At 68.5% G+C, this 17,587-nt stretch carries 19 protein-coding genes and 1 riboswitch; of the genes, 11 read left to right on the top strand and 8 right to left on the bottom strand.

Annotation, left to right across the window (positions count from 1 at the left end):
* Window positions 1–64: 64 nt before the first annotated feature.
* Entirely contained in the window at window positions 65–631 is a 567-nt protein-coding gene (locus E0H75_RS34140; RefSeq protein WP_131355395.1) for an O-methyltransferase, read from the bottom strand.
* Between the two features lie 147 nt (window positions 632–778).
* Between E0H75_RS34140 and E0H75_RS43285 the strand changes: the two genes are divergently transcribed.
* The 3 genes from E0H75_RS43285 to E0H75_RS34130 all read left to right on the top strand — a co-directional run bounded on the left by E0H75_RS43285 (window position 779) and on the right by E0H75_RS34130 (window position 3,192).
* Window positions 779–943, top strand: a complete 165-nt coding sequence (locus E0H75_RS43285) for a hypothetical protein (RefSeq protein ID WP_165554217.1) — start codon at window positions 779–781, stop codon at window positions 941–943.
* The gene (locus tag E0H75_RS34135; protein ID WP_131517831.1) at window positions 940–1,989 is read left to right on the top strand and encodes a 3-isopropylmalate dehydrogenase; all 1,050 of its coding nucleotides are present in this window, start codon (window positions 940–942) and stop codon (window positions 1,987–1,989) included. Before E0H75_RS43285 ends, E0H75_RS34135 begins: the two co-directional genes overlap by 4 nt.
* 111 nt (window positions 1,990–2,100) lie before the next feature.
* Window positions 2,101–3,192 carry a branched-chain amino acid aminotransferase gene (locus E0H75_RS34130; protein ID WP_131517830.1) on the top strand — a complete coding sequence of 364 codons (1,092 nt, stop codon included), beginning with the start codon at window positions 2,101–2,103 and terminating at the stop codon, window positions 3,190–3,192.
* Here the strand turns inward: E0H75_RS34130 and E0H75_RS34125 are convergent.
* Entirely contained in the window at window positions 3,189–3,662 is a 474-nt protein-coding gene (locus E0H75_RS34125) for a hypothetical protein (protein ID WP_131517829.1), read from the bottom strand. The genes E0H75_RS34130 and E0H75_RS34125 overlap by 4 nt on opposite strands.
* A 98-nt stretch (window positions 3,663–3,760) precedes the next feature.
* Between E0H75_RS34125 and E0H75_RS34120 the strand changes: the two genes are divergently transcribed.
* From E0H75_RS34120 to E0H75_RS34110, 3 genes are all read left to right on the top strand, one after another.
* Window positions 3,761–4,168, top strand: coding sequence for a hypothetical protein (locus E0H75_RS34120; RefSeq protein ID WP_131517828.1), 408 nt, complete (start codon window positions 3,761–3,763; stop codon window positions 4,166–4,168).
* A gap of 241 nt (window positions 4,169–4,409) precedes the next feature.
* Complete coding sequence (gene cimA, locus E0H75_RS34115; RefSeq protein WP_131517827.1) at window positions 4,410–5,999, top strand: citramalate synthase; 1,590 nt, start codon at window positions 4,410–4,412, stop codon at window positions 5,997–5,999.
* Window positions 5,996–6,232 carry a hypothetical protein gene (locus tag E0H75_RS34110; RefSeq protein WP_131517826.1) on the top strand — a complete coding sequence of 79 codons (237 nt, stop codon included), beginning with the start codon at window positions 5,996–5,998 and terminating at the stop codon, window positions 6,230–6,232. The genes cimA and E0H75_RS34110 overlap by 4 nt, the downstream gene beginning before the upstream one ends.
* Here E0H75_RS34110 and E0H75_RS34105 read toward each other — a convergent pair.
* Entirely contained in the window at window positions 6,225–6,743 is a 519-nt protein-coding gene (locus E0H75_RS34105; RefSeq protein ID WP_238163431.1) for a LuxR C-terminal-related transcriptional regulator, read from the bottom strand. The two genes, E0H75_RS34110 and E0H75_RS34105, sit on opposite strands and share 8 nt — an antisense overlap.
* Before the next feature lie 35 nt (window positions 6,744–6,778).
* Here E0H75_RS34105 and E0H75_RS34100 point away from each other — a divergent pair, with 35 nt between their 5' ends.
* The 3 genes from E0H75_RS34100 to E0H75_RS34090 are packed head-to-tail and all read left to right on the top strand — an operon-like array spanning window position 6,779 to window position 9,193.
* Entirely contained in the window at window positions 6,779–7,231 is a 453-nt protein-coding gene (locus tag E0H75_RS34100; RefSeq protein WP_131517825.1) for a MarR family winged helix-turn-helix transcriptional regulator, read from the top strand.
* A complete protein-coding gene (locus tag E0H75_RS34095) occupies window positions 7,228–8,604 on the top strand; it encodes an MFS transporter (RefSeq protein ID WP_202873310.1) in 1,377 nt (458 codons plus the stop codon). Before E0H75_RS34100 ends, E0H75_RS34095 begins: the two co-directional genes overlap by 4 nt.
* A gap of 10 nt (window positions 8,605–8,614) precedes the next feature.
* The gene (locus E0H75_RS34090) at window positions 8,615–9,193 is read left to right on the top strand and encodes an isochorismatase family protein (protein WP_131517824.1); all 579 of its coding nucleotides are present in this window, start codon (window positions 8,615–8,617) and stop codon (window positions 9,191–9,193) included.
* Window positions 9,194–9,287: 94 nt separating this feature from the next.
* Here E0H75_RS34090 and E0H75_RS34085 read toward each other — a convergent pair whose 3' ends face one another.
* The 4 genes from E0H75_RS34085 to E0H75_RS34070 all read right to left on the bottom strand — a co-directional run bounded on the left by E0H75_RS34085 (window position 9,288) and on the right by E0H75_RS34070 (window position 15,438).
* Window positions 9,288–10,340, bottom strand: a complete 1,053-nt coding sequence (locus tag E0H75_RS34085; protein WP_238163430.1) for a ribonucleotide-diphosphate reductase subunit beta — start codon at window positions 10,338–10,340, stop codon at window positions 9,288–9,290.
* Window positions 10,337–13,162 carry a ribonucleoside-diphosphate reductase subunit alpha gene (locus E0H75_RS34080; RefSeq protein ID WP_202873309.1) on the bottom strand — a complete coding sequence of 942 codons (2,826 nt, stop codon included), beginning with the start codon at window positions 13,160–13,162 and terminating at the stop codon, window positions 10,337–10,339. The genes E0H75_RS34085 and E0H75_RS34080 overlap by 4 nt, the downstream gene beginning before the upstream one ends.
* Before the next feature lie 133 nt (window positions 13,163–13,295).
* Window positions 13,296–13,451: riboswitch (cobalamin riboswitch) on the bottom strand.
* Between the two features lie 71 nt (window positions 13,452–13,522).
* Window positions 13,523–14,104 carry a DinB family protein gene (locus tag E0H75_RS34075; RefSeq protein ID WP_131517822.1) on the bottom strand — a complete coding sequence of 194 codons (582 nt, stop codon included), beginning with the start codon at window positions 14,102–14,104 and terminating at the stop codon, window positions 13,523–13,525.
* Window positions 14,105–14,163: 59 nt separating this feature from the next.
* On the bottom strand, window positions 14,164–15,438 hold the full coding sequence (locus tag E0H75_RS34070; protein WP_131517821.1) for a Fic family protein: 1,275 nt from the start codon (window positions 15,436–15,438) through the stop codon (window positions 14,164–14,166).
* A gap of 143 nt (window positions 15,439–15,581) precedes the next feature.
* Here E0H75_RS34070 and E0H75_RS34065 point away from each other — a divergent pair, with 143 nt between their 5' ends.
* Together E0H75_RS34065 and E0H75_RS34060 are read left to right on the top strand one after the other, a co-directional pair.
* A complete protein-coding gene (locus E0H75_RS34065; RefSeq protein WP_131517820.1) occupies window positions 15,582–15,830 on the top strand; it encodes a hypothetical protein in 249 nt (82 codons plus the stop codon).
* An 8-nt stretch (window positions 15,831–15,838) separates the two neighbouring features.
* Window positions 15,839–16,666: a class I SAM-dependent methyltransferase gene (locus tag E0H75_RS34060; protein ID WP_131517819.1), complete on the top strand. Its 828-nt coding sequence runs from the start codon at window positions 15,839–15,841 to the stop codon at window positions 16,664–16,666.
* Here the strand turns inward: E0H75_RS34060 and E0H75_RS34055 are convergent.
* Window positions 16,653–17,525, bottom strand: coding sequence for an NAD-dependent epimerase/dehydratase family protein (locus tag E0H75_RS34055; RefSeq protein WP_238163457.1), 873 nt, complete (start codon window positions 17,523–17,525; stop codon window positions 16,653–16,655). The genes E0H75_RS34060 and E0H75_RS34055 overlap by 14 nt on opposite strands.
* Between the last annotated feature and the right edge of the window lie 62 nt (window positions 17,526–17,587).

Here is a 17,587-nt window from a genome sequence, read left to right as displayed (position 1 = left end):
CGCATGGCGGCCGACAAGGGCCCGAGCCACCTATGGCTCGGGCCCGCCTTCGTTCCCGGTTGTTTCAGTGCCGGGTGGCGAGGAGTACGGCGGCGTCCGGGGCGACCATCACCTCGACGGTGGTGAACCGCTTGTCCATCAGCCATTCCTGCCGCAGCGTGTCGACCCGGCCCTCGTACATCGGCGGCCAGACGGCCGACGGCGTGAAGTCGTCCAGGACGACGAAGCCGCCCGGCTCGACCACGTCCGCGATGATGTCGCGGGCCGACAGCTTCGCCTCGCGGGCGTCCACGAACAGCAGCGCGAACGGGCCGCGCTCGATCAGGGCGGTCCAGTCGGCGGAGACGACCTCGATCCGCTCGTCGGCGGCGAACAGTTCCGCCACCGCCTGCGCCAGTTGCGGGTCGCTCTCCGCGGTGACGATGCGGGTGCTCTCTCCGGCGCCGCTGCGCAACCACGCGGAGCCCACGCCACAGCCGGTCCCGAGCTCGCCGAGCAGACCGGTCCTCGACGCGGCGAGAGTCGCCAGCAGCCGGCCGGTCTCGTTCCTGGTGGAGCTGACGAATCCACGCCGGCCGGACAGGCTGAGGGCCGCTGAAACCAGCGGCGGCAGTTCTGGAGGAGCACTCACCGGTTGAGAGTTGCACAGCTCTGGTCCAGCGCCTGCACCGGCATCTCACATTCCGGGACATCGTGCCCGCATAGTGGTGAAATAGTCGGACGTCAGAGTAAATTCGTCGCCATCCTGCCGCCCGCATCCTGTCTGGGGAGGAGCAGCATGTACGACATGTATCCGGCCAACTGGCCCGCGATCGACGCCCGGGAACGGAAGGCGACCCGCCGTCGCCGTCCGGCGCGCCCGGGGAGCGTGACCGCGGCCGAGGCCAGGGCCGTCCAAGAGGCTATGAACCGCCGCGACAATGGGGGAGAACCCGAGAAGTGAGCGACAAGAAGAACTTCACGCTGGCCGTGGTCCCCGGTGACGGTATCGGTCCGGAGGTGACCACCGAGGCGCTGAAGGTGCTGGACGCGGTAGCCGCGCAGCACGGCGTGACGTTCGAGCGGACCGAGTACGACCTCGGCGCGCGGCGCTGGCACGCGACCGGCGAGACGCTGCCGGACGCGGAGCTCGAGGAGATTCGCAAGCACGACGCGATCCTGCTCGGCGCGGTCGGCGACCCGTCGGTCCCGTCCGGCGTGCTCGAGCGCGGCCTGCTGCTGAAGCTCCGGTTCACCCTCGACCACTACGTGAACCTCCGCCCGTCGAAGATCTACCCGTCCGTCGGCTCCCCGCTGGCAGACCCGGGCGAGGTCGACTTCGTCGTCATCCGCGAAGGCACCGAAGGCCCGTACGTCGGCAACGGAGGAGCGCTCCGCGTCGGTACGCCGGCCGAGATCGCCACCGAGGTGTCGGTCAACACGGCGTACGGCGTCGAGCGCGTGGTCCGGGACGCCTTCGCCCGGGCGCAGGCGCGGCCGCGCAAGAAGCTCACGCTGGTGCACAAGAACAACGTGCTCGTGCACGCCGGCCACCTGTGGAAGCGGACCGTCGACAAGGTCGCCGCGGACTTCCCTGAGATCGCCGTCGACTACCTGCACGTGGACGCGGCGACCATCTTCCTGGTTACCGACCCGGCCCGGTTCGACGTGATCGTCACCGACAACCTGTTCGGCGACATCATCACCGACCTGGCGGCCGCGATCAGCGGTGGCATCGGGCTGGCCGCGAGCGGCAACATCAACCCGGACCGGACCGCGCCGAGCATGTTCGAGCCGGTGCACGGCTCCGCGCCGGACATCGCCGGCCAGCAGAAAGCCGACCCGACCGCGGCGATCCTGTCCGCGTCGCTGCTGTGCGACCACCTCGGCCTGACCGAGGCCGCGGCCGCGATCGAGGCGGCTGTCACGGCCGATATCGCGGAGCGTACCGGCGCCGTCCGGAGCACCGCGGAGATCGGTGACGCCATCACCAAGCGCGCGATCGGCTGACGCTCGCATGACCAGTCGGCCAAGAGGTACGGTGCGGCTTATGAGCGAGCGAACAAAGAGCACTGTCGCCATCGCGCTCATGCCGCAACCGAGCGACAGCGAGGTGTAGGTATGAGCGCCGATCTGCGATTCACCGTTGAGCCAACCACCCATGCGGCCAGCGACGACCAGCGCGCCACGATCCTGGCGAACCCGGGATTCGGGCAGTACTTCTCCGACCACATGGCGATCGCCACCTGGACCAAGGAGAACGGCTGGCACGACGCGAGGATCACCGCCTTCGGACCGCTGGAGCTGTCTCCGGCCACCGCGGTGTTCCACTACGCCCAGACCATCTTCGAGGGGATGAAGGCCTACCGGCATCCCGACGACTCGATCCACATGTTCCGCCCCGAAGCCAATGCGGCCCGGTTCGCGAAGTCGGCACGCCGGCTCGCGCTGCCCGAGCTGCCCGAGGCCGCCTTCCTGGACTCGCTGCGCAAGCTGGTCGAGCTGGACAAGGCCTGGGTCCCCGGCGGCGGCGAGACGTCGCTCTACCTGCGGCCGTTCATGTTCGGCTCCGACCCGTTCCTCGGCGTACGCCCGTCCGCGGAAGTCACGTACTGCGTGATCACGTCGCCGGCCGGCTCGTACTTCGCCAACGGCGTCAAGCCGGTGCGGATCTGGCTGAGCGAGGAGTACACCCGGGCGGCCCCCGGTGGCACCGGCGCGGCCAAGACGGGTGGCAACTACGCCTCGTCGCTGATTGCGCAGGCCGAAGCCATCGAGCAGGGCTGTGACCAGGTCGCCTTCCTCGACGCGGTCGAGAAGAAGTGGGTCGAGGAGCTCGGCGGGATGAACCTGTACTTCGTCCTCGACGACAACTCGGTCGTCACGCCGGAGCTGTCCGGCACCATCCTCGAGGGCGTCACCCGGGACTCGATCCTGAAGCTGGTGACCGACCTCGGCCACACCGTCACCGAGCGGAAGATCTCGATCGACGAGTGGCGCGACGGTGCGGCGTCGGGCAAGATCCGCGAGGTGTTCGCCTGCGGCACGGCCGCGGTGATCACCCCGGTCGCGTCGCTGAAGTGGAAGGACGGCGAGGTGCAGGTGGCCGACGGCAACGGTGGCCCGGTCACCGCCGCGGTCCGCAGCGCCCTGCTCGACGTCCAGTACGGCCGCGCCGCCGACCCGCACGGCTGGATGACCAGGATCTGCTAGCCACGCGTCGTCGTCCGGGCCACGCCCGCGACGACGACGGCCAGCAACCACAGGCCGAGGGCAACGACCGGCGCGCCCGTCCACCCCAGCGTCGGGTGGTCCGGCTTGCTCACCAGGATCAGGATCGTGACCACGAGCCCCGCGCCGCCCCTGACCAGCGCGAAGATCGTCTCGGTCGGGGGCAGCAGCGCGGCCAGCGCCAGCACGAGGTAGAGCAGGAACAGGAAGGTGCCCAGGCCGCCCATCGGCGACTTGGGCGAGTGGTCGGTGAAATGGATCATGCCGATCCCGCTGTAGATCAGCTGGCCGTCGCCGTAGTCCCGGGTGAGCCAGGTCGGCGCCAGCGTGACGAGCAACGCCAGCCCGACGGCGAAGCCCGCCAGCCGGAATTGCAGCTCTTTGAGCTCGGGCAGCCGGCGCAGCGGCGCTTTGAGGATGTCCAGCGAATCGCGGTCGTCTGGCTCAGGCACGGCGGTCCTTTCAAGCAGCTGTTTCACAGCATCTTCTCAGGCTTGGGGTCTGCGGCGCGGTCGCTGTCCACAGGATGGGTTCGATAGGGTCGGGCGGCATGAGTAGCTTCCCCGACGATGTCGAGGCCTATTACGCGGAGCTCGCCGGGCGACGTGACTGGTCGCCGGAGACCGTCACCGCGATCCGGTCGACCGTCGAGCTGATCCGCGACCTCGACCGCGGTACGGCGACCCGCACGTACGGCGCGGTGGCCGACGAGGAAGGCACGGACTGGCTGTACGAGGCCGTGTGGCACGAGCGGGAGTGGGTCGTGGTTCGCCAGATCGGCGCGGCCGAGGACGGCACCATCACCAGGTACTGGTGGCAGCGGCTCGAGGACGACGAGGGCATGCTCACCGACAAGGCCCTGGACCGTGACGAGTGGGGCCTGCGCCCGCTCAGCCGCGAGGACTTCTACAGCGCCTGGGACGACCCGGGCTGGTCCCTCACCTCACTGACAGCCTGATCTTCCCTGACCGCCTGAACTCCCGCGTGCGCCGTAGTACTGGTCGGCGTACTGAATGTTCGTGATTCGAGACGGTCCCGCCACGGTGTGGACATTGTGTGGCAGACTGCGAAATGTCATGAAGAACTACCGGGTCATCATTATCTAGGCGCGCTCAGCCAGCACTACCTGAGCGCGCAGACCTCTCGCACCTTGCGGGAGGTTTTTTGTTTGCCCGCCAGCCCCCACCGGAAGGCCGATCATGAGTATCTCGGACGAGTTCCACGTCTACGACACCACTCTGCGCGACGGTGCGCAGCAGGAGGGGCTGGCGCTGTCCGTGGCCGACAAGATCGCCATCGCGCGGCACCTGGACGACCTGGGCGTGGGATTCATCGAGGGCGGCTGGCCGGGCGCGGTGCCCAAGGACACCGAGTTCTTCGAGCAGGCCCGGACCGAGTTGCAGCTGCGGAACGCGACGTTCGCGGCCTTCGGCGCGACCCGCAAGCCCGCGACCGCGGTGGCGGACGACCAGCAGGTGGCGGCCCTGCGCGACTCCGGCGCCGGCGTCGTCACACTCGTTGCCAAGAGCCACGATGCACACGTCGAGCGGGCTTTGCGTACGACGCTGGACGAGAACCTCCGGATGGTCGCGGACACGGTCCGCCACCTGCGCGAGAACGGGCAGCGGGTCTTCCTCGACACCGAGCACTTCTTCGACGGCTACCGCGCCAACCGCGCCTACGCCCTGGAGGTCGTGCGGGTAGCCGCCGAGGCCGGCGCCGACGTGGTGGCGTTGTGCGACACCAACGGCGGCACGTTGCCGCGGGAGTTGCAGGACATCGTCCGCGACGTCCTCGACTCGACCGGTGCGCGCCTCGGCATCCACTGTCACAACGACGCCGGCTGCGCGGTGGCGAACACGATCGCCGCCGTCGAGGCCGGCGTCACCCACGTCCAGGGCACCATCAACGGGTACGGCGAACGCACCGGCAACGCCGACCTGCTCGCGATCGTCGCCAACCTCGAACTGAAGCGCGGCCTGGATCTGCTCCCGGCCGGCAAGCTGGCTGAGTCGTTCCGGATCGCGCACGCGATCGCCGAAGTGACGAACGTGCCGCCGTCGACCCGGCAGCCGTACGTCGGTGTGTCCGCCTTCGCCCACAAGGCGGGGCTGCACGCCAGTGCCATCAAGGTGGATCCCGATCTCTACCAGCACACGGATCCGGCCCGGGTGGGCAACGACATGCGGATGCTCGTGTCCGAGATGGCCGGCCGGGCCAGCGTGGAGCTGAAGGGGCGCGAGCTCGGGTTCGACCTCGGCAACGACCGCGAACTGGTCAGCCGGGTGACCGAGCGGGTGAAGGAGATGGAGGCCCGCGGGTACACGTTCGAGGCGGCCGACGCGTCGTTCGAACTGCTGCTCACCGAGGAGGTCACCGGGAAGCGGGCGTCCTTCTTCGACGTCGAGTCGTGGCGGGTGATCACCGAGTCGCGCGCCGACGGCGAGGCGGTGTCGGAATCGACCGTGAAGCTGGTCGCGGGCGGCGAGCGGGAGATCGTCACCGGGGAAGGCAACGGCCCGGTCAACGCCCTCGACCATGCGCTGCGGACTGCGATCGAGCGCGCGTACCCGGTGGTGAACAAGTTCGAGCTGGTCGACTACAAGGTCCGGATCCTCGACCAAGGCCATGGCACGGACGCGGTAATCAGAGTTCTCATCGAGACCGCGGACGGCGAGGGCTCGTGGGTGACGGTCGGAGTCGGCCACAACATCGTCGAGGCGTCCTGGGAGGCGCTCGTCGACGGCGTCACGTTCGGTCTGCTGCGTCACAAGGAGGTCGTGCGATGACCCTGCTCGCAGTCGAACGAACGGTCACCGTCTTCACTGCACGCGTCGTCGAAACCGAAGGCATGCTGGCCCGGATCGCCGTCATGCTGAACCCGTACGACGTTCGCGAACTCGCCCTCTCCCTCGACGAAGGCACCCTGACCATCACCGTCGAAGGCAACGGCTTCGACGCCGGCCGCGTGGCCGCCCGGCTCGGAAAGGTCATCGGAGTCATGGACGTCGTGATCAGCTGAGTCCGGCGTGATGGGCGAGGATGGCGGCCTGGACCCGGTTGGTGAGCTGGAGCTTGGCGAGGATCCGGCTGACGTGGGTCTTCACCGTTGCCTCACTCAGGTACAGCCGCTCGGCGATGGCGCTGTTGGCGTGCCCGTCCCCGACGGCGGCCAGTACCTCGCGCTCCTTGCCGGTCAGTGCCGACAGCCGTCGTACGGCGTCCTCCCGGCGCGGATCCGGCGAGCCGGTGAACCGGTGCAGCAGTCGCCTCGTCACCTGCGGCGACAGCATCGCGTCCCCGCCCGCCGCGCTGCGGACTGCCAGCGCCATCTGTTCCGCGGTCGCGTCCTTCAGCAGGACCCCGACTGCCCCGTTGCGGAGCGCGGTCTCGACGTACTCATCCAGATCGAACGTGGTCAGTACGACGACCTTCGGGGGCATCGTCGCATCAGCCGGCAGAACGCGCTCGACCTGCTCCCCGGACTGCGCCGTGGAGTGACGAAGTAGACAGGACAAACTGCTCAGTTCCAACTGGACAGTTTGGACTGAGGAACTACGCTGGAGGCATGCTCTCAGCGTCGGCGGTGCAGGCGGCCAGTCAGGTGCGGGTGGTGTTCGGGCGGGTCAAGCGGCGGCTGAAGGATCTGGCCGATCAGGATGACCTGACGCCGTCCCAGTCGTCGGTGCTGAGCCGGCTCGACAAGGACGGGCCGGCGTCGGCCAGCGAGCTCGCGGCCGCCGAGCGGGTCCGCCCGCAGTCGATGGCCGCGATCCTGGCCGCCCTCCGCGAGACTGACCTGATCGAGCGCCATCCCGATCCCGAGGACGGTCGCCGTCAGGTCGTCTCCCTGACCACGACCGGCCGCCACCGGCTCCAAGGCGACCGGCGGGTTCGCCAGGAGTGGCTCGCCCAGACTCTGCAGGAGCGCTGCACCGAGGCCGACCGCCGGCTCATCCTCAAGGCGCTGGAACTGCTCGACAACGCCCTCGAATCTGCTCCGGCGGCGATCACCCGGTGACCTCTGCTGTGCCCGCAAACCCTGCCGGATTCGACCGGCGGTTCATCGCGCCGATGGTGATCGGCGGCATCCTCAACCCGATCAACTCGTCGATGCTCGCGGTCGCGCTGATCCCGATCGGCGCGACGTTCGGCGTACCTCCGTCCCAGACCGCCTGGCTGATCACCGGCCTCTACCTGGCGACAGCCGTCGGGCAGCCCGTGGCCGGCCGGTTGGTCGACCTCTACGGCCCGCGTCCGCTCTATCTGATCGGTACGGCGGTCGTCGGCCTCGCCGGTCTGCTCGGTGCGCTGGCGCCGACGCTCGGGGTGCTGATCCTGTCCCGCGTCCTCCTCGGTTTCGGGACGTCGGCGGCGTACCCGGCCTCGATGTCGCTGATCCGGAGCGAGGCCGACCGGACCGGCATGAGTACGCCGGCGGGGATTCTGAGCATCCTGTCGATCGCCAACCAGGTCATCTCGGTGATCGGCCCGACGCTCGGCGGTGCGCTGATCGGCCTCGGCGGCTGGCACCTGATCTTCACCATCAACGTCCCGCTGTCGGTGATCTGCGTGATCCTCGGCGTGGTGTGGTTGCCGAGCCGCCCGCGGACCCGAAACGCCTCCGGCCGCCTGGACTACCCGGGCATCGTGCTGTTCAGCGCCACTCTCGTTTCGCTGATGCTGTTCCTGATGCAGCCGCGGGTCTCGCGCTGGTATCTGGTGGTGTTCGCGGTTGCCGTCGGTCTGGCGTTCGTACAGGTGCAGTTGCGCGTGGTCGAGCCGTTCATCGATCTGCACGTGCTCGGTGGCAATCGTCCGCTGATCTCGACCTACATCAGGCAGGTGCTGGCGATGGTTGGTTCGTACTCCTTCCTGTACGCCTTCCCGCAGTGGCTCGAGGAGGGGCACGGTCTGGACGCCGCGGCCGCCGGTCTGCTCATGCTCCCGCTGTCCGTCACCGCCGTACTGATCATCGTGATCACCGGCCGGCGCGCGCGGGTCCGCGGCAAACTTATTGCCGGAAGCATCTTCCTGGTCGCGGCCGCGACCGCACCGCGGTTCGTCGGCGCGCACACTGCGCTGGCTCTGCTGGCGCTCGTCGGCGTCCTGGCCGGCTTGTCCTCGGGTCTCACCGGTCTCGCGAACCAGAACGCCCTGTATCACCAAGCCGATCCGGCCCGGATCGGATCGTCGGCCGGCCTGCTGCGCACCGGCGGGTACCTCGGCGCCCTCGTCGCCGCGGCGGCCAACGCCCGCTTCTTCCAGCATGGCGCGACCACCACAGGTCTGCACGAGCTGGCCCTGTTTCTGCTCGTTGTCGCCGGCCTGCTCGTGCTGGTGACACTCCTGGACCGGTCCCTCGCGCGGATCGGTCGTCCACAACCCAACTGAGAGGCCCGTCGTGCCCGTCACCACTTTTGACCCGAACACCGCCCTCGTTGTGATCGACCTGCAGAACGGCATCACCGCGATCCCCGGTGCGCCGTACCCGACCGCCGACGTCATCACCCGGACGGCGGAGCTTGCCGACGCCTTCCGCAAGCGCGGCCTCCCGGTGTTCCTGGTCCGCGCCAGCTTCCGCGCGGACGGTGCGGACCGGATACCAGGCCGGACCGAGCAACCGACCCGCGCGACCGGTACGCCGCCCGCCGACGCCGACCAGATCGTCCCGCAGTTGGCCGGTCACCCCGAGGACACCGTGGTGACCAAGCGGAACTGGGGCGCCTTCCACGGCACCGACCTCGACGTCCACCTGGGCCGCCGCGGCATCACCCAGATCGTCCTGACTGGCGTGGCCACCAGCTTCGGTGTCGAGTCGACCGCCCGCGCCGCCCATGAGCACGGCTACCACGTCACCCTCGCCACCGACGCGATGACGGACCTCAGCGCCGACTCCCACCTCCACGCCACCACCTACATCTTCCCCCGCCTCGGCGAGACCGGCACCACCGCCGACATCCTCGCCAAGCTCCCCGCCTAGACCGAAGGCAGGACACGCGAGCCCCGCGTAGACCGCGGGTAGGACACGCGAGCCGGGCAGCCGTTGCGCTGCCCGGCTCGCGTCGTACCCGGGGTCAGTCCCAGCTCAGTCCGCTCGAGGACTGGTACTCGATGACGCGGGTTTCGAAGAAGTTCTTCTCCTTCTTCAGGTCCATGACTTCTGACATCCAGCCGAACGGGTTGCGGGTCTCGCCGAAGATGGGGGCGAGGCCGATCTGCTCAGCGCGGCGGTCGGTGACGAAGTGCATGTACTGCTCGCAGAGCTCCGCGGTCAGGCCGAGCATGCCGTTCGGCATCGTCGCGCGGCCGTAGGCGACCTCCAGCTCACACGCTTCGGTGAGCATCTGCCGCACCTCGGCCTGGAACCGCGCCGTCCACAGGTGCGGGTTCTCCTGCTTGATCTGGTTGATGCAGTCGATGCCGAAGTTCAGGTGGATCGACTCGTCGCGCAGGATGTACTGGTACTGCTCGGCGATGCCGACCATCTTGTTCCGCCGGCCCAGCGACAGGATCTGCGCGAACCCGGTGTAGAACCACATCCCCTCGAACACCACGTAGAACGCGATCAGGTCGCGCAGGAACGCCGTATCGGTCTCCGGCGTTCCGGTCCGGAAGTCCGGGTCCTCCAGGTGCTGGGTGTACTTCAGCGCCCAGGCGTCCTTGTCCGAGATCGACGGCACCTCGCGGTACATGTTGAACAGCTCGCCCTCGTCCAGGCCGAGCGACGTACAGATGTACTGGAAGGTGTGCGTGTGCACGGCCTCCTCGAACGCCTGGCGCAGCAGGTACTGCCGGCATTCGGGGTTCGTCAGCTGCCGGTACACGGCCAGGACGATGTTGTTCGCGACCAGAGACTCCGCGGTGGCGAAGAAGCCGAGGTTGCGCTTCAGCATCATCCGCTCGTCCTCGGTCAGGCCGTCTTTCGACTTCCACAACGAGATGTCGGCCTGCATGGACACCTCGGTCGGCATCCAGTGGTTGTTGCAGGCGGCAAGGTACTTCTCCCAGGCCCACCGGTACTTCAGCGGCAGCAACTGGTTCACGTCCGCCCGGGCGTTGATCATCGCCTTGTCGGCGACCTCGACCCGGGACGCCCCGACGGCGATCTCTCCCAATCCGGTCGTCACTGGCAGGCCTCGCAGTCCGGGTCGTCGATCGCGCAGACAGCTCCGCTGGGTTCGGGAAGCGCAACCGGTACGGCGTTCAGCCGGCCGTCCGTCCCTTGCAGTGTGGACTTCTCCACATGGGTCGCTGACTGGGAACGCAGGTAATAGGTCGTCTTGAGTCCATACCGCCATGTCGACCTGTAGAGCTCGTCCAGCGCGCGGCCCGACGGCGCGGCCATGTAGAGGTTGAGCGACTGCGACTGGTCGATCCACTTCTGCCGCCGCGACGCCGCCTTGACCAGCCACATCGGGTCGATCTCGAAGGCCGTCGCGTACAACTCGCGCAGGTCGGCCGGGATCCGCTCGATCCCCGCCAGGATGCCGTCGTGGTACTTGAGGTCGGACACCATCACCTGGTCCCACAGCCCGCGCGCCTTCAGGTCGGCCACGAGGTACGGGTTCGCGACGGTGAACTCACCCGACATGTTCGACTTCACGAACAGGTTGCTGTACGTCGGCTCGATCGACTGGCTCACCCCGCAGATGTTGGAGATCGTCGCGGTCGGCGCGATCGCCATCACGTTCGAGTTCCGCAGGCCGTCCCGCAGCACCTTCTGGCGGAGCGCGTCCCAGTCGAGTTGCTTGCTCTGGTCAACGATCAGGTCGCCGTCGCGCGCAGTCTTGAGCAGCTCGAGCGAGTCGATCGGCAGGATTCCCTGGCTCCACAGCGAACCGTCGTACGACGAGTAGCGGCCGCGCTCGGCCGCGAGGTCGCTGGACGCCTCGATCGCGTGGTAGCTGATTTGCTCCATCGACCTGTCGGCGAAGGCCACGGCGGCGTCGGAGGAGTAGGGGATCCGCAGCGCGAACAGTGCGTCGGCGAACCCCATCAGCCCGAGGCCGACAGGGCGGTGCCGCTGGTTGGCCCGCTCCGACTCCGCGGTGGTGTAGAAGTTCACGTCGATGACGTTGTCGAGCATCCGGACCGCGGTCTTCACCGTCTCGCGGAGCAGGTCGGCGTCCAGCCCGTCCTCGGTCAGGTGCGCGACCAGGTTGACCGAACCGAGGTTGCAGACCGCGGTCTCGTCGACGGTCGTGTTCAGGGTGATCTCAGTGCACAGGTTCGACGAGTGGACGACGCCGTCGTGCTGCTGCGGCGAGCGCAGGTTGCACGCGTCCTTGAAGGTGATCCACGGATGACCGGTCTCGAACAGCACGGTCAGCATCCGCCGCCACAGGTCGACCGCCTTGACCCGCTTGAACACCCGGAGCTCACCACGATCGGCCGCCGCCTCGTACCTGCTGTACGCCTCGGCGAACTCCGCGCCGTACAGATCGTGCAGGTCGGGCACCTCGTCGGGCGAGAACAGCGTCCACTCGCCGCCTGCCTCGACCCGCTGCAGGAACAGGTCCGGCACCCAGTTCGCCGTGTTCATGTCGTGCGTACGCCGGCGCTCGTCGCCGGTGTTCTTCCGCAGGTCGAGGAACTCCTCGATGTCAACGTGCCAGGTCTCCAGGTACGCGCACACCGCGCCCTTGCGTTTTCCTCCTTGATTCACAGCTACCGCGGTGTCGTTGGCGATCTTCAGGAAGGGGACGACGCCTTGCGATTCGCCGTTGGTCCCGCGGATCTTGGCGCCGATGCCGCGCACCGGGGTCCAGTCGTTGCCGAGGCCGCCGGAGTACTTCGCCAGCATGGCGTTGTTGCGGATGCCGTGGAAGATGCCGGCCAGGTCGTCCTCGACCGTGGTCAGGAAGCAGGACGACAGCTGCGGCCGGGTGGTGCCGGAGTTGAACAGCGTCGGGGTGGACGACATGAACCGGAACGCGCTGAGCAGCTCGTAGAACTGCAGCGCCCGCGCCTCGCGGTCGTCCTCGCGCAGCGCCATCCCCATCGCGACCCGCAGGAAGAACGCCTGCGGCAGCTCGAACCGCACCTTGTCGATGTGCAGCAGGTAGCGGTCGTAGAGGGTCTGCAGGGCGAGGAAGGTGAAGTCCAGGTCGCGCTCGGGCCGGATCGCGGCGGCGAGCCGGTCGAGGTCGAAGTTGGCCAGCTCCGGGTCGAGTTGTCCCGCCTCGATGCCGAGCTGGATGTAGCGCGGGAAGTAGTCCGCGTACGCGTCGGTCATGTCGGCCTGGCTGGCCTGCCGCGGCTCACCGTGGACCCGGCCGAGCGCCTCGCGACGGATCTGGTCGAGCAGCAGCCGGGACGCCGCGAAGCTGTACTGCGGCTCGGCCTCGACGTACGACCTGGCGGCCATCACCAGCGCGAGCTCGACCTCGTGCTGCGCGATTCCGTCGTAGCAGGAGCCGAGGGTCTCGTCGAGGATCAGCTCGGGGTCGACCGCGTCCAGACCCGCGGCCGCCTCCGCGACGATCACGCGCAGCCGGTCGACGTCGAGTGGCGCCGTGCTGCCGTCGGCCGCGCGGACGGTGAGCGCGGGCTTGTCGGTGATGCCGGATGGATCGGCCGGGGTGCGGGCCTTGGTGCGCTCCTCGCGGTAGAGGACGTACGCACGGGCGACCTGGTGCTCGCCGGCGCGCATCAGCGCCAGCTCGACCTGGTCCTGGATGTCCTCGACCTGCACGCTGCGACGGGCATGATGGTGGCGGAGGCCGCGGCTGGTCAGGGCCTCGACGACCCGGCCGGTCAGGTCGGTCACCAGGTCACGGACCCGGTGGGTGGCGGCCGCCTCGGCGCCCTCGACGGCGAGGAACGCCTTGGTCATGGCGACCGAGATCTTGGTCTGGTCGAAACCGGTGTGGCCGCCGTCGCGGCGTACGACGGTCAGCTGGATCGACTGGTCGGCTGTGGCCGCCCGGGATGAGGAAGCAATCGTCACAGGTGTTGTCTCCAAACGAGTTCGGAGGACCGGAGCCACGCGGAGGGGCGCACGACGGGGCCGGCAGCACCGGCCGGGAACACTGCCGCCACGCCCTGCGACCCACCCGCGAGGTCTCGGACCACGTGCACCGGCGGTGCACGCGCCGGTGGCAGGTATCCGGACTCGCGGAAGGCTTCCGCTCACCGTTGCGGGGCAGCTCCGGACTCGCACCGGATTCCCCTGTTGCCTCGGAGTGACCCACATCTTGTGGTGCCGACCACCCCGAACCACCAGCAGTAGTGATGCTAGGTCGCCGCCCCTAGATCTTGTGGTAGCGCCACGCCGCGTGTCGCACATGTTGTGGTTCTCGCCCGAATCTCACGCCGCGACCGCGTAGAGATCCTGGAGTGTCATGATCTCCGAGCCGTGATGGATCAGCTCGCGATTCAGCCGCAGTACGACGTGACCGAACGGCTCGCCGGCGTCCAACTCGGTCGCCTGGCTGAGGCCGACCGTCATCACCTGCTCCTCGTCCAGGGTGGCGATCGCGTCCTGCCAGGCCTCGACCCAATGTGTCAGCCACGCGACCGCGTCCCGTGCGTTGCCGTGCAGGTTGATGTCCGCCCGTCCCTGCTGGCTCGCCCCGAAGGTCCACTCCCAGCGCTCGAAGAACGTCTCGGTCAGATGCGCGATCAGCCAGGCGATCGTGCGCGGCCCGCGATGGTCCGGCTCGTCGGGCCACTGCGCGACCCACTCGCCGGACCCGAGTGATCGGAACCGCCCGGTGTAGTGGCGGCGTACGACGGTCAGCGCCTCGCTGCTCGGCCGCCAGAAGTACTGGTCGTCGGTCAACTGCGCGAGCCGGCCGGACAGCACCATCCAGCTGAAGCCGAGTTGGCCCCGGACCATCGCCATCGCCGATGGCCGGTGCAGGATGTCCCAGTCGAACGGCTCTGGCATCATGTCTCCCTGTACGATCGAACATATGTTCGAATTCTCGCTCGCTCGGGAGAAGAAAGTCAATGTGCGTGGCGTGTTGGTGCTGGCCTCGATGGAACTGGTCTGCTAGGTGGCTCGATCCGGGTGTCCGCGGCCGGGCTGGCGAAGCGCCGTTCGAGCAGGGTGAACGCGTCGATCAGTTCGGGCGCCTCGTAGACGCGGTTGCGTCGGCCGTCGGTGATCTCGCGCAGGATGCCGGTCTCGACGAGCCTCGCCAGACCCTGGTTGGTCGCCTGCTGGGAGCGGTCGACAAGTTGCGCGGCCGCCGCGAGCGTGAGGACCGGCGCGGCGGGCAGCGCCTCGATGAGCAGGTCGGCGGCCGAGCCGCCGCGGACGGGCGCGGCTCGCTCGCGCCACGCCGACTTCAGTTCAGCCGCGGTCTGCTCGAAGCGAGCGGCCTCCGCCGTCGCGTGGCTGCAGGCCATCGCGAACATCCGCAGCCACGGATTCGCCGCCGACCGAGCCTTCGCGGTGGTCGCGCGACCGACATGCCGGAACGCCGTCAGCGCGTCGACGTACTGCATCGCGTGCGTGGCGAGCGACAGCGACACCGGCGGCACGGTCCGTGTGACCAGTCCGTCGGCCCGCAGGATCAGGTGGATCAGCGCGCGCCCCGTCCGACCGTTGCCGTCGGCAAATGGATGGATGGTCTCGAACTGCGCATGCGCGATCGCGGTCTTCGCCAGCACCGGCAGCCGGGACTCCCGGACGAAGGTCATCAGATCCGCCAGCAGATCGGGCACGAGGTGTGCCGGCGGCGGGACGTAGTACGCCTCGGCGGGGGAGCGGCCGCCGATCCAGTTCTGCAGGAAGCGGACCTCGCCGCCGAACTCGGGTGTGGGGGACCGGGCCATCAACCGGCGGTGCGCCTCGAGCAGGTGGTCGACCTCGAGTTTGTCGCCGGCCTGGACCGACTCGGTCGCCCAGGTCATCGCGTCGACCGCGCCGAGCACCTCCTCGGCGGTGACGTCGCGCTGCCGGTCCCGCAGTACGTCAGCCTTGAGCAAGCGACGCGCGCCGACCACCAGCCCCTCGATCTGCGACGACCCGACAGCCTCTGCGCGCAGCAGGAGGCGGGCCAGGGCTTCACTGTTCGTCAGTACGGCGGCAGTCGCGTCCAGACGGGCCAGATCGCCGGCAGCGTCCTCCAATGCCGCGAGGACGTCGTCGCTCAGGTCGAACTCGCGCCCGACCAGCGGGTCCGGGAAGTACAGCTCGTACGACCCGCCCAACCGCTCGGCCCGGGTGAACCCGTCCGGATGCCCAGGCCACCGATGCAACTCCACCCGTGCCATACCTCTTATTCAAGCTTATTTCACAACCTTGAACAAGAGTATGCTGCGGTCAAGCTGGCGGCGTTCACCCGCCGGCCACCCGAACGCGTCACGATCAGTCCCTCCGCCCGGCGTCGCAGGGCGACTATCGAAGGAGCCCGGCAATGACGGAGACCGAGCCGGAGACCGAGCCGCAGGACGAGCACCACGGTCTGCTGCACTCTCTCGGCAAGCACCTGCCGCACCATCACCACCATCCGGAGACGGACGACGTCACCGCCTCGGAGGAGGCGGTCGGCTTCGACCTGGACACCGACTCGGCGCTGCCGCACGCGCATCACCCGGACGGCAATACGTTCGACCGCGCCAAGGATCTGTCCTACGGTCGACTGCCAGACGACTCCGACGCCTGAGGACGCTTATGCGACTGGACGCGCAGACACTGCAGATGGTGGCCGCCAACGAGGCGGACTGGGATGCGCGGGCGCCGCTGCATGCGGCGAGCCGCTTCTACAGTCAGCCGGCGGAGTTCTGGTTCGCCGACTACGAGTGGGAGGATCTCGGTCCGCTCGAGGGTCGCGACGTACTGCATCTGCAGTGCCATCTGGGGACAGAGACCATCGCGTTCGCTCGGCGCGGGGCGCGGACGACCGGGTTGGACCTGTCAGCCAAGTCGCTCGAGGAGGCGCGGCAGCTCGCTGCTGATGCAGAGGTCGAGGTCGACTACGTCCACGCGAATGTGTACGAGGCCGTGGACGCGGTGCAAGGTCGCCGGTTCGACGTCGTCTACACGGGCAAGGGCGCGCTCTGCTACCTGCCCGATCTGGAGCACTGGGCGCGTGTGGTCCGTGATCTCCTCAAGCCTGGCGGCGCCTTGTACGTCGTCGAGTTTCACCCACTACTGAACGCGATGCGGCCGGTGTCGCTGCCAGGCGAGTCCGACGACCTGATCATCCGCGCCGACTACCTCGAAGGCCGCGGACCGATCGCCCACGACTCGACCCTCACCTACACCGGCGACGCGGTGCCCGGCCGTCAAACCAGCTACGAATGGATGCACGGGCTGGGCGAGGTGGTCAGCACTCTCGCGGCCACCGGCTTCCACATCACCAGCCTGCGTGAATCCGAGGTTCTTCAGTGGCCCCGCTGGCCCAGCATGAAGCAGACCGCCGAGGGCTGGTGGCGCCTCCCCGACGACGCGCCACGCATTCCGCTCCTCTTCGCCCTGAAGGCAGTCATTCCGCGCTGAAGCCGGTGCGCCAACTGGGATGAAGGGGCGTCCAGCCAAGCGAGCGGGCCAGGGCGTTGTCGGCGCCGCGCTCCCACGATCTGCGACCCGACACCAGAGCCGGAGTCGGTGCCCCGACGGACGCTGCGAACACGGGGAGCCATTCGCGCGTCGGTGCCGGCTCGTCATCGACCACGTTGACGGCGCCGCTCGGCCAGCTCAGGGCGTCGACGGCAGCCCGTGCTGCGTCGTCGACGTGGAGGAACGAGAAGACACCATCGCCCTCGGTCAGGCCTCCGAAGAACGCGGCACCCGGGTGCTCGGTCGGACGCTCGCTCCGCAGTACGTCGTCCGCCAACCCACCGCGTCGGAGCCAGGTGCCAGGGCCGTAGAGCAGTCCGTACCGCAGGACGACGTACTCCGGGAGTTCGGCTGCGCCGTCCTCCAGCGCGCGGATCGCGGACACCGTCGTACCGCGCGGATCCGGGGCCGACTCGTCCAGCGGAGTGGTCTCCACGGCCGGCCCGACTCCGGCTTCGTAGGCCCAGGCGATCGACTGCGCGATCATCTTGGGTACGGCGGCCTGGCGGACAGCGTCGACGAGGTTGCGGGTGCCGATGCGCCGGATCCGGCCGTTGCCGCCCGGTGCGCCGCTGCTGAGGTCGGTCAATTGATGCATGATCACGTCGGGCGCAGCAGCCGCGACCGTGGCCTTGACCGCATCCGCGTCGTACACATCGAGCCGTACGCCGTGAGCCCCGGCCGCCCGCAGTTGTTCGAGTCCCGCATCGGAGCGGGTCGTCCCGGTCACCTGATGCCCGGCCTCGATCAGGAGGGGGACCAGCCGTCGTCCGATCGCTCCGGTCGCGCCGGCAATCATCACCTTCACGAGTGCAACGCTAAGGCCTGAAATGCCCAGTGGAATGGGCCAATCGGCGGCGG

It is taken from the genome of Kribbella capetownensis (assembly GCF_004331485.1).
GTDB lineage: Bacteria > Actinomycetota > Actinomycetes > Propionibacteriales > Kribbellaceae > Kribbella > Kribbella capetownensis.
The sequence above is the reverse complement of the archived record's forward strand: the minus strand, read 5'-3'. Positions and strand labels throughout refer to the sequence as shown.

Bases quoted from the DNA above. Each gene is read 5' to 3' on its own strand.
- E0H75_RS43285 (WP_165554217.1), top strand. From the start codon at position 779: ATGTACGACATGTATCCGGCCAACTGGCCCGCGATCGACGCCCGGGAA.
- E0H75_RS34130 (WP_131517830.1), top strand. From the start codon at position 2,101: ATGAGCGCCGATCTGCGATTCACCGTTGAGCCAACCACCCATGCGGCC.
- E0H75_RS34120 (WP_131517828.1), top strand. From the start codon at position 3,761: ATGAGTAGCTTCCCCGACGATGTCGAGGCCTATTACGCGGAGCTCGCC.
- cimA (WP_131517827.1), top strand. From the start codon at position 4,410: ATGAGTATCTCGGACGAGTTCCACGTCTACGACACCACTCTGCGCGAC.
- E0H75_RS34110 (WP_131517826.1), top strand. From the start codon at position 5,996: ATGACCCTGCTCGCAGTCGAACGAACGGTCACCGTCTTCACTGCACGC.
- E0H75_RS34100 (WP_131517825.1), top strand. From the start codon at position 6,779: ATGCTCTCAGCGTCGGCGGTGCAGGCGGCCAGTCAGGTGCGGGTGGTG.
- E0H75_RS34075 (WP_131517822.1), bottom strand. From the start codon at position 14,104: ATGCCAGAGCCGTTCGACTGGGACATCCTGCACCGGCCATCGGCGATG.
- E0H75_RS34070 (WP_131517821.1), bottom strand. From the start codon at position 15,438: ATGGCACGGGTGGAGTTGCATCGGTGGCCTGGGCATCCGGACGGGTTC.
- E0H75_RS34065 (WP_131517820.1), top strand. From the start codon at position 15,582: ATGACGGAGACCGAGCCGGAGACCGAGCCGCAGGACGAGCACCACGGT.
- E0H75_RS34060 (WP_131517819.1), top strand. From the start codon at position 15,839: ATGCGACTGGACGCGCAGACACTGCAGATGGTGGCCGCCAACGAGGCG.
- E0H75_RS34055 (WP_238163457.1), bottom strand. From the start codon at position 17,525: ATGATTGCCGGCGCGACCGGAGCGATCGGACGACGGCTGGTCCCCCTC.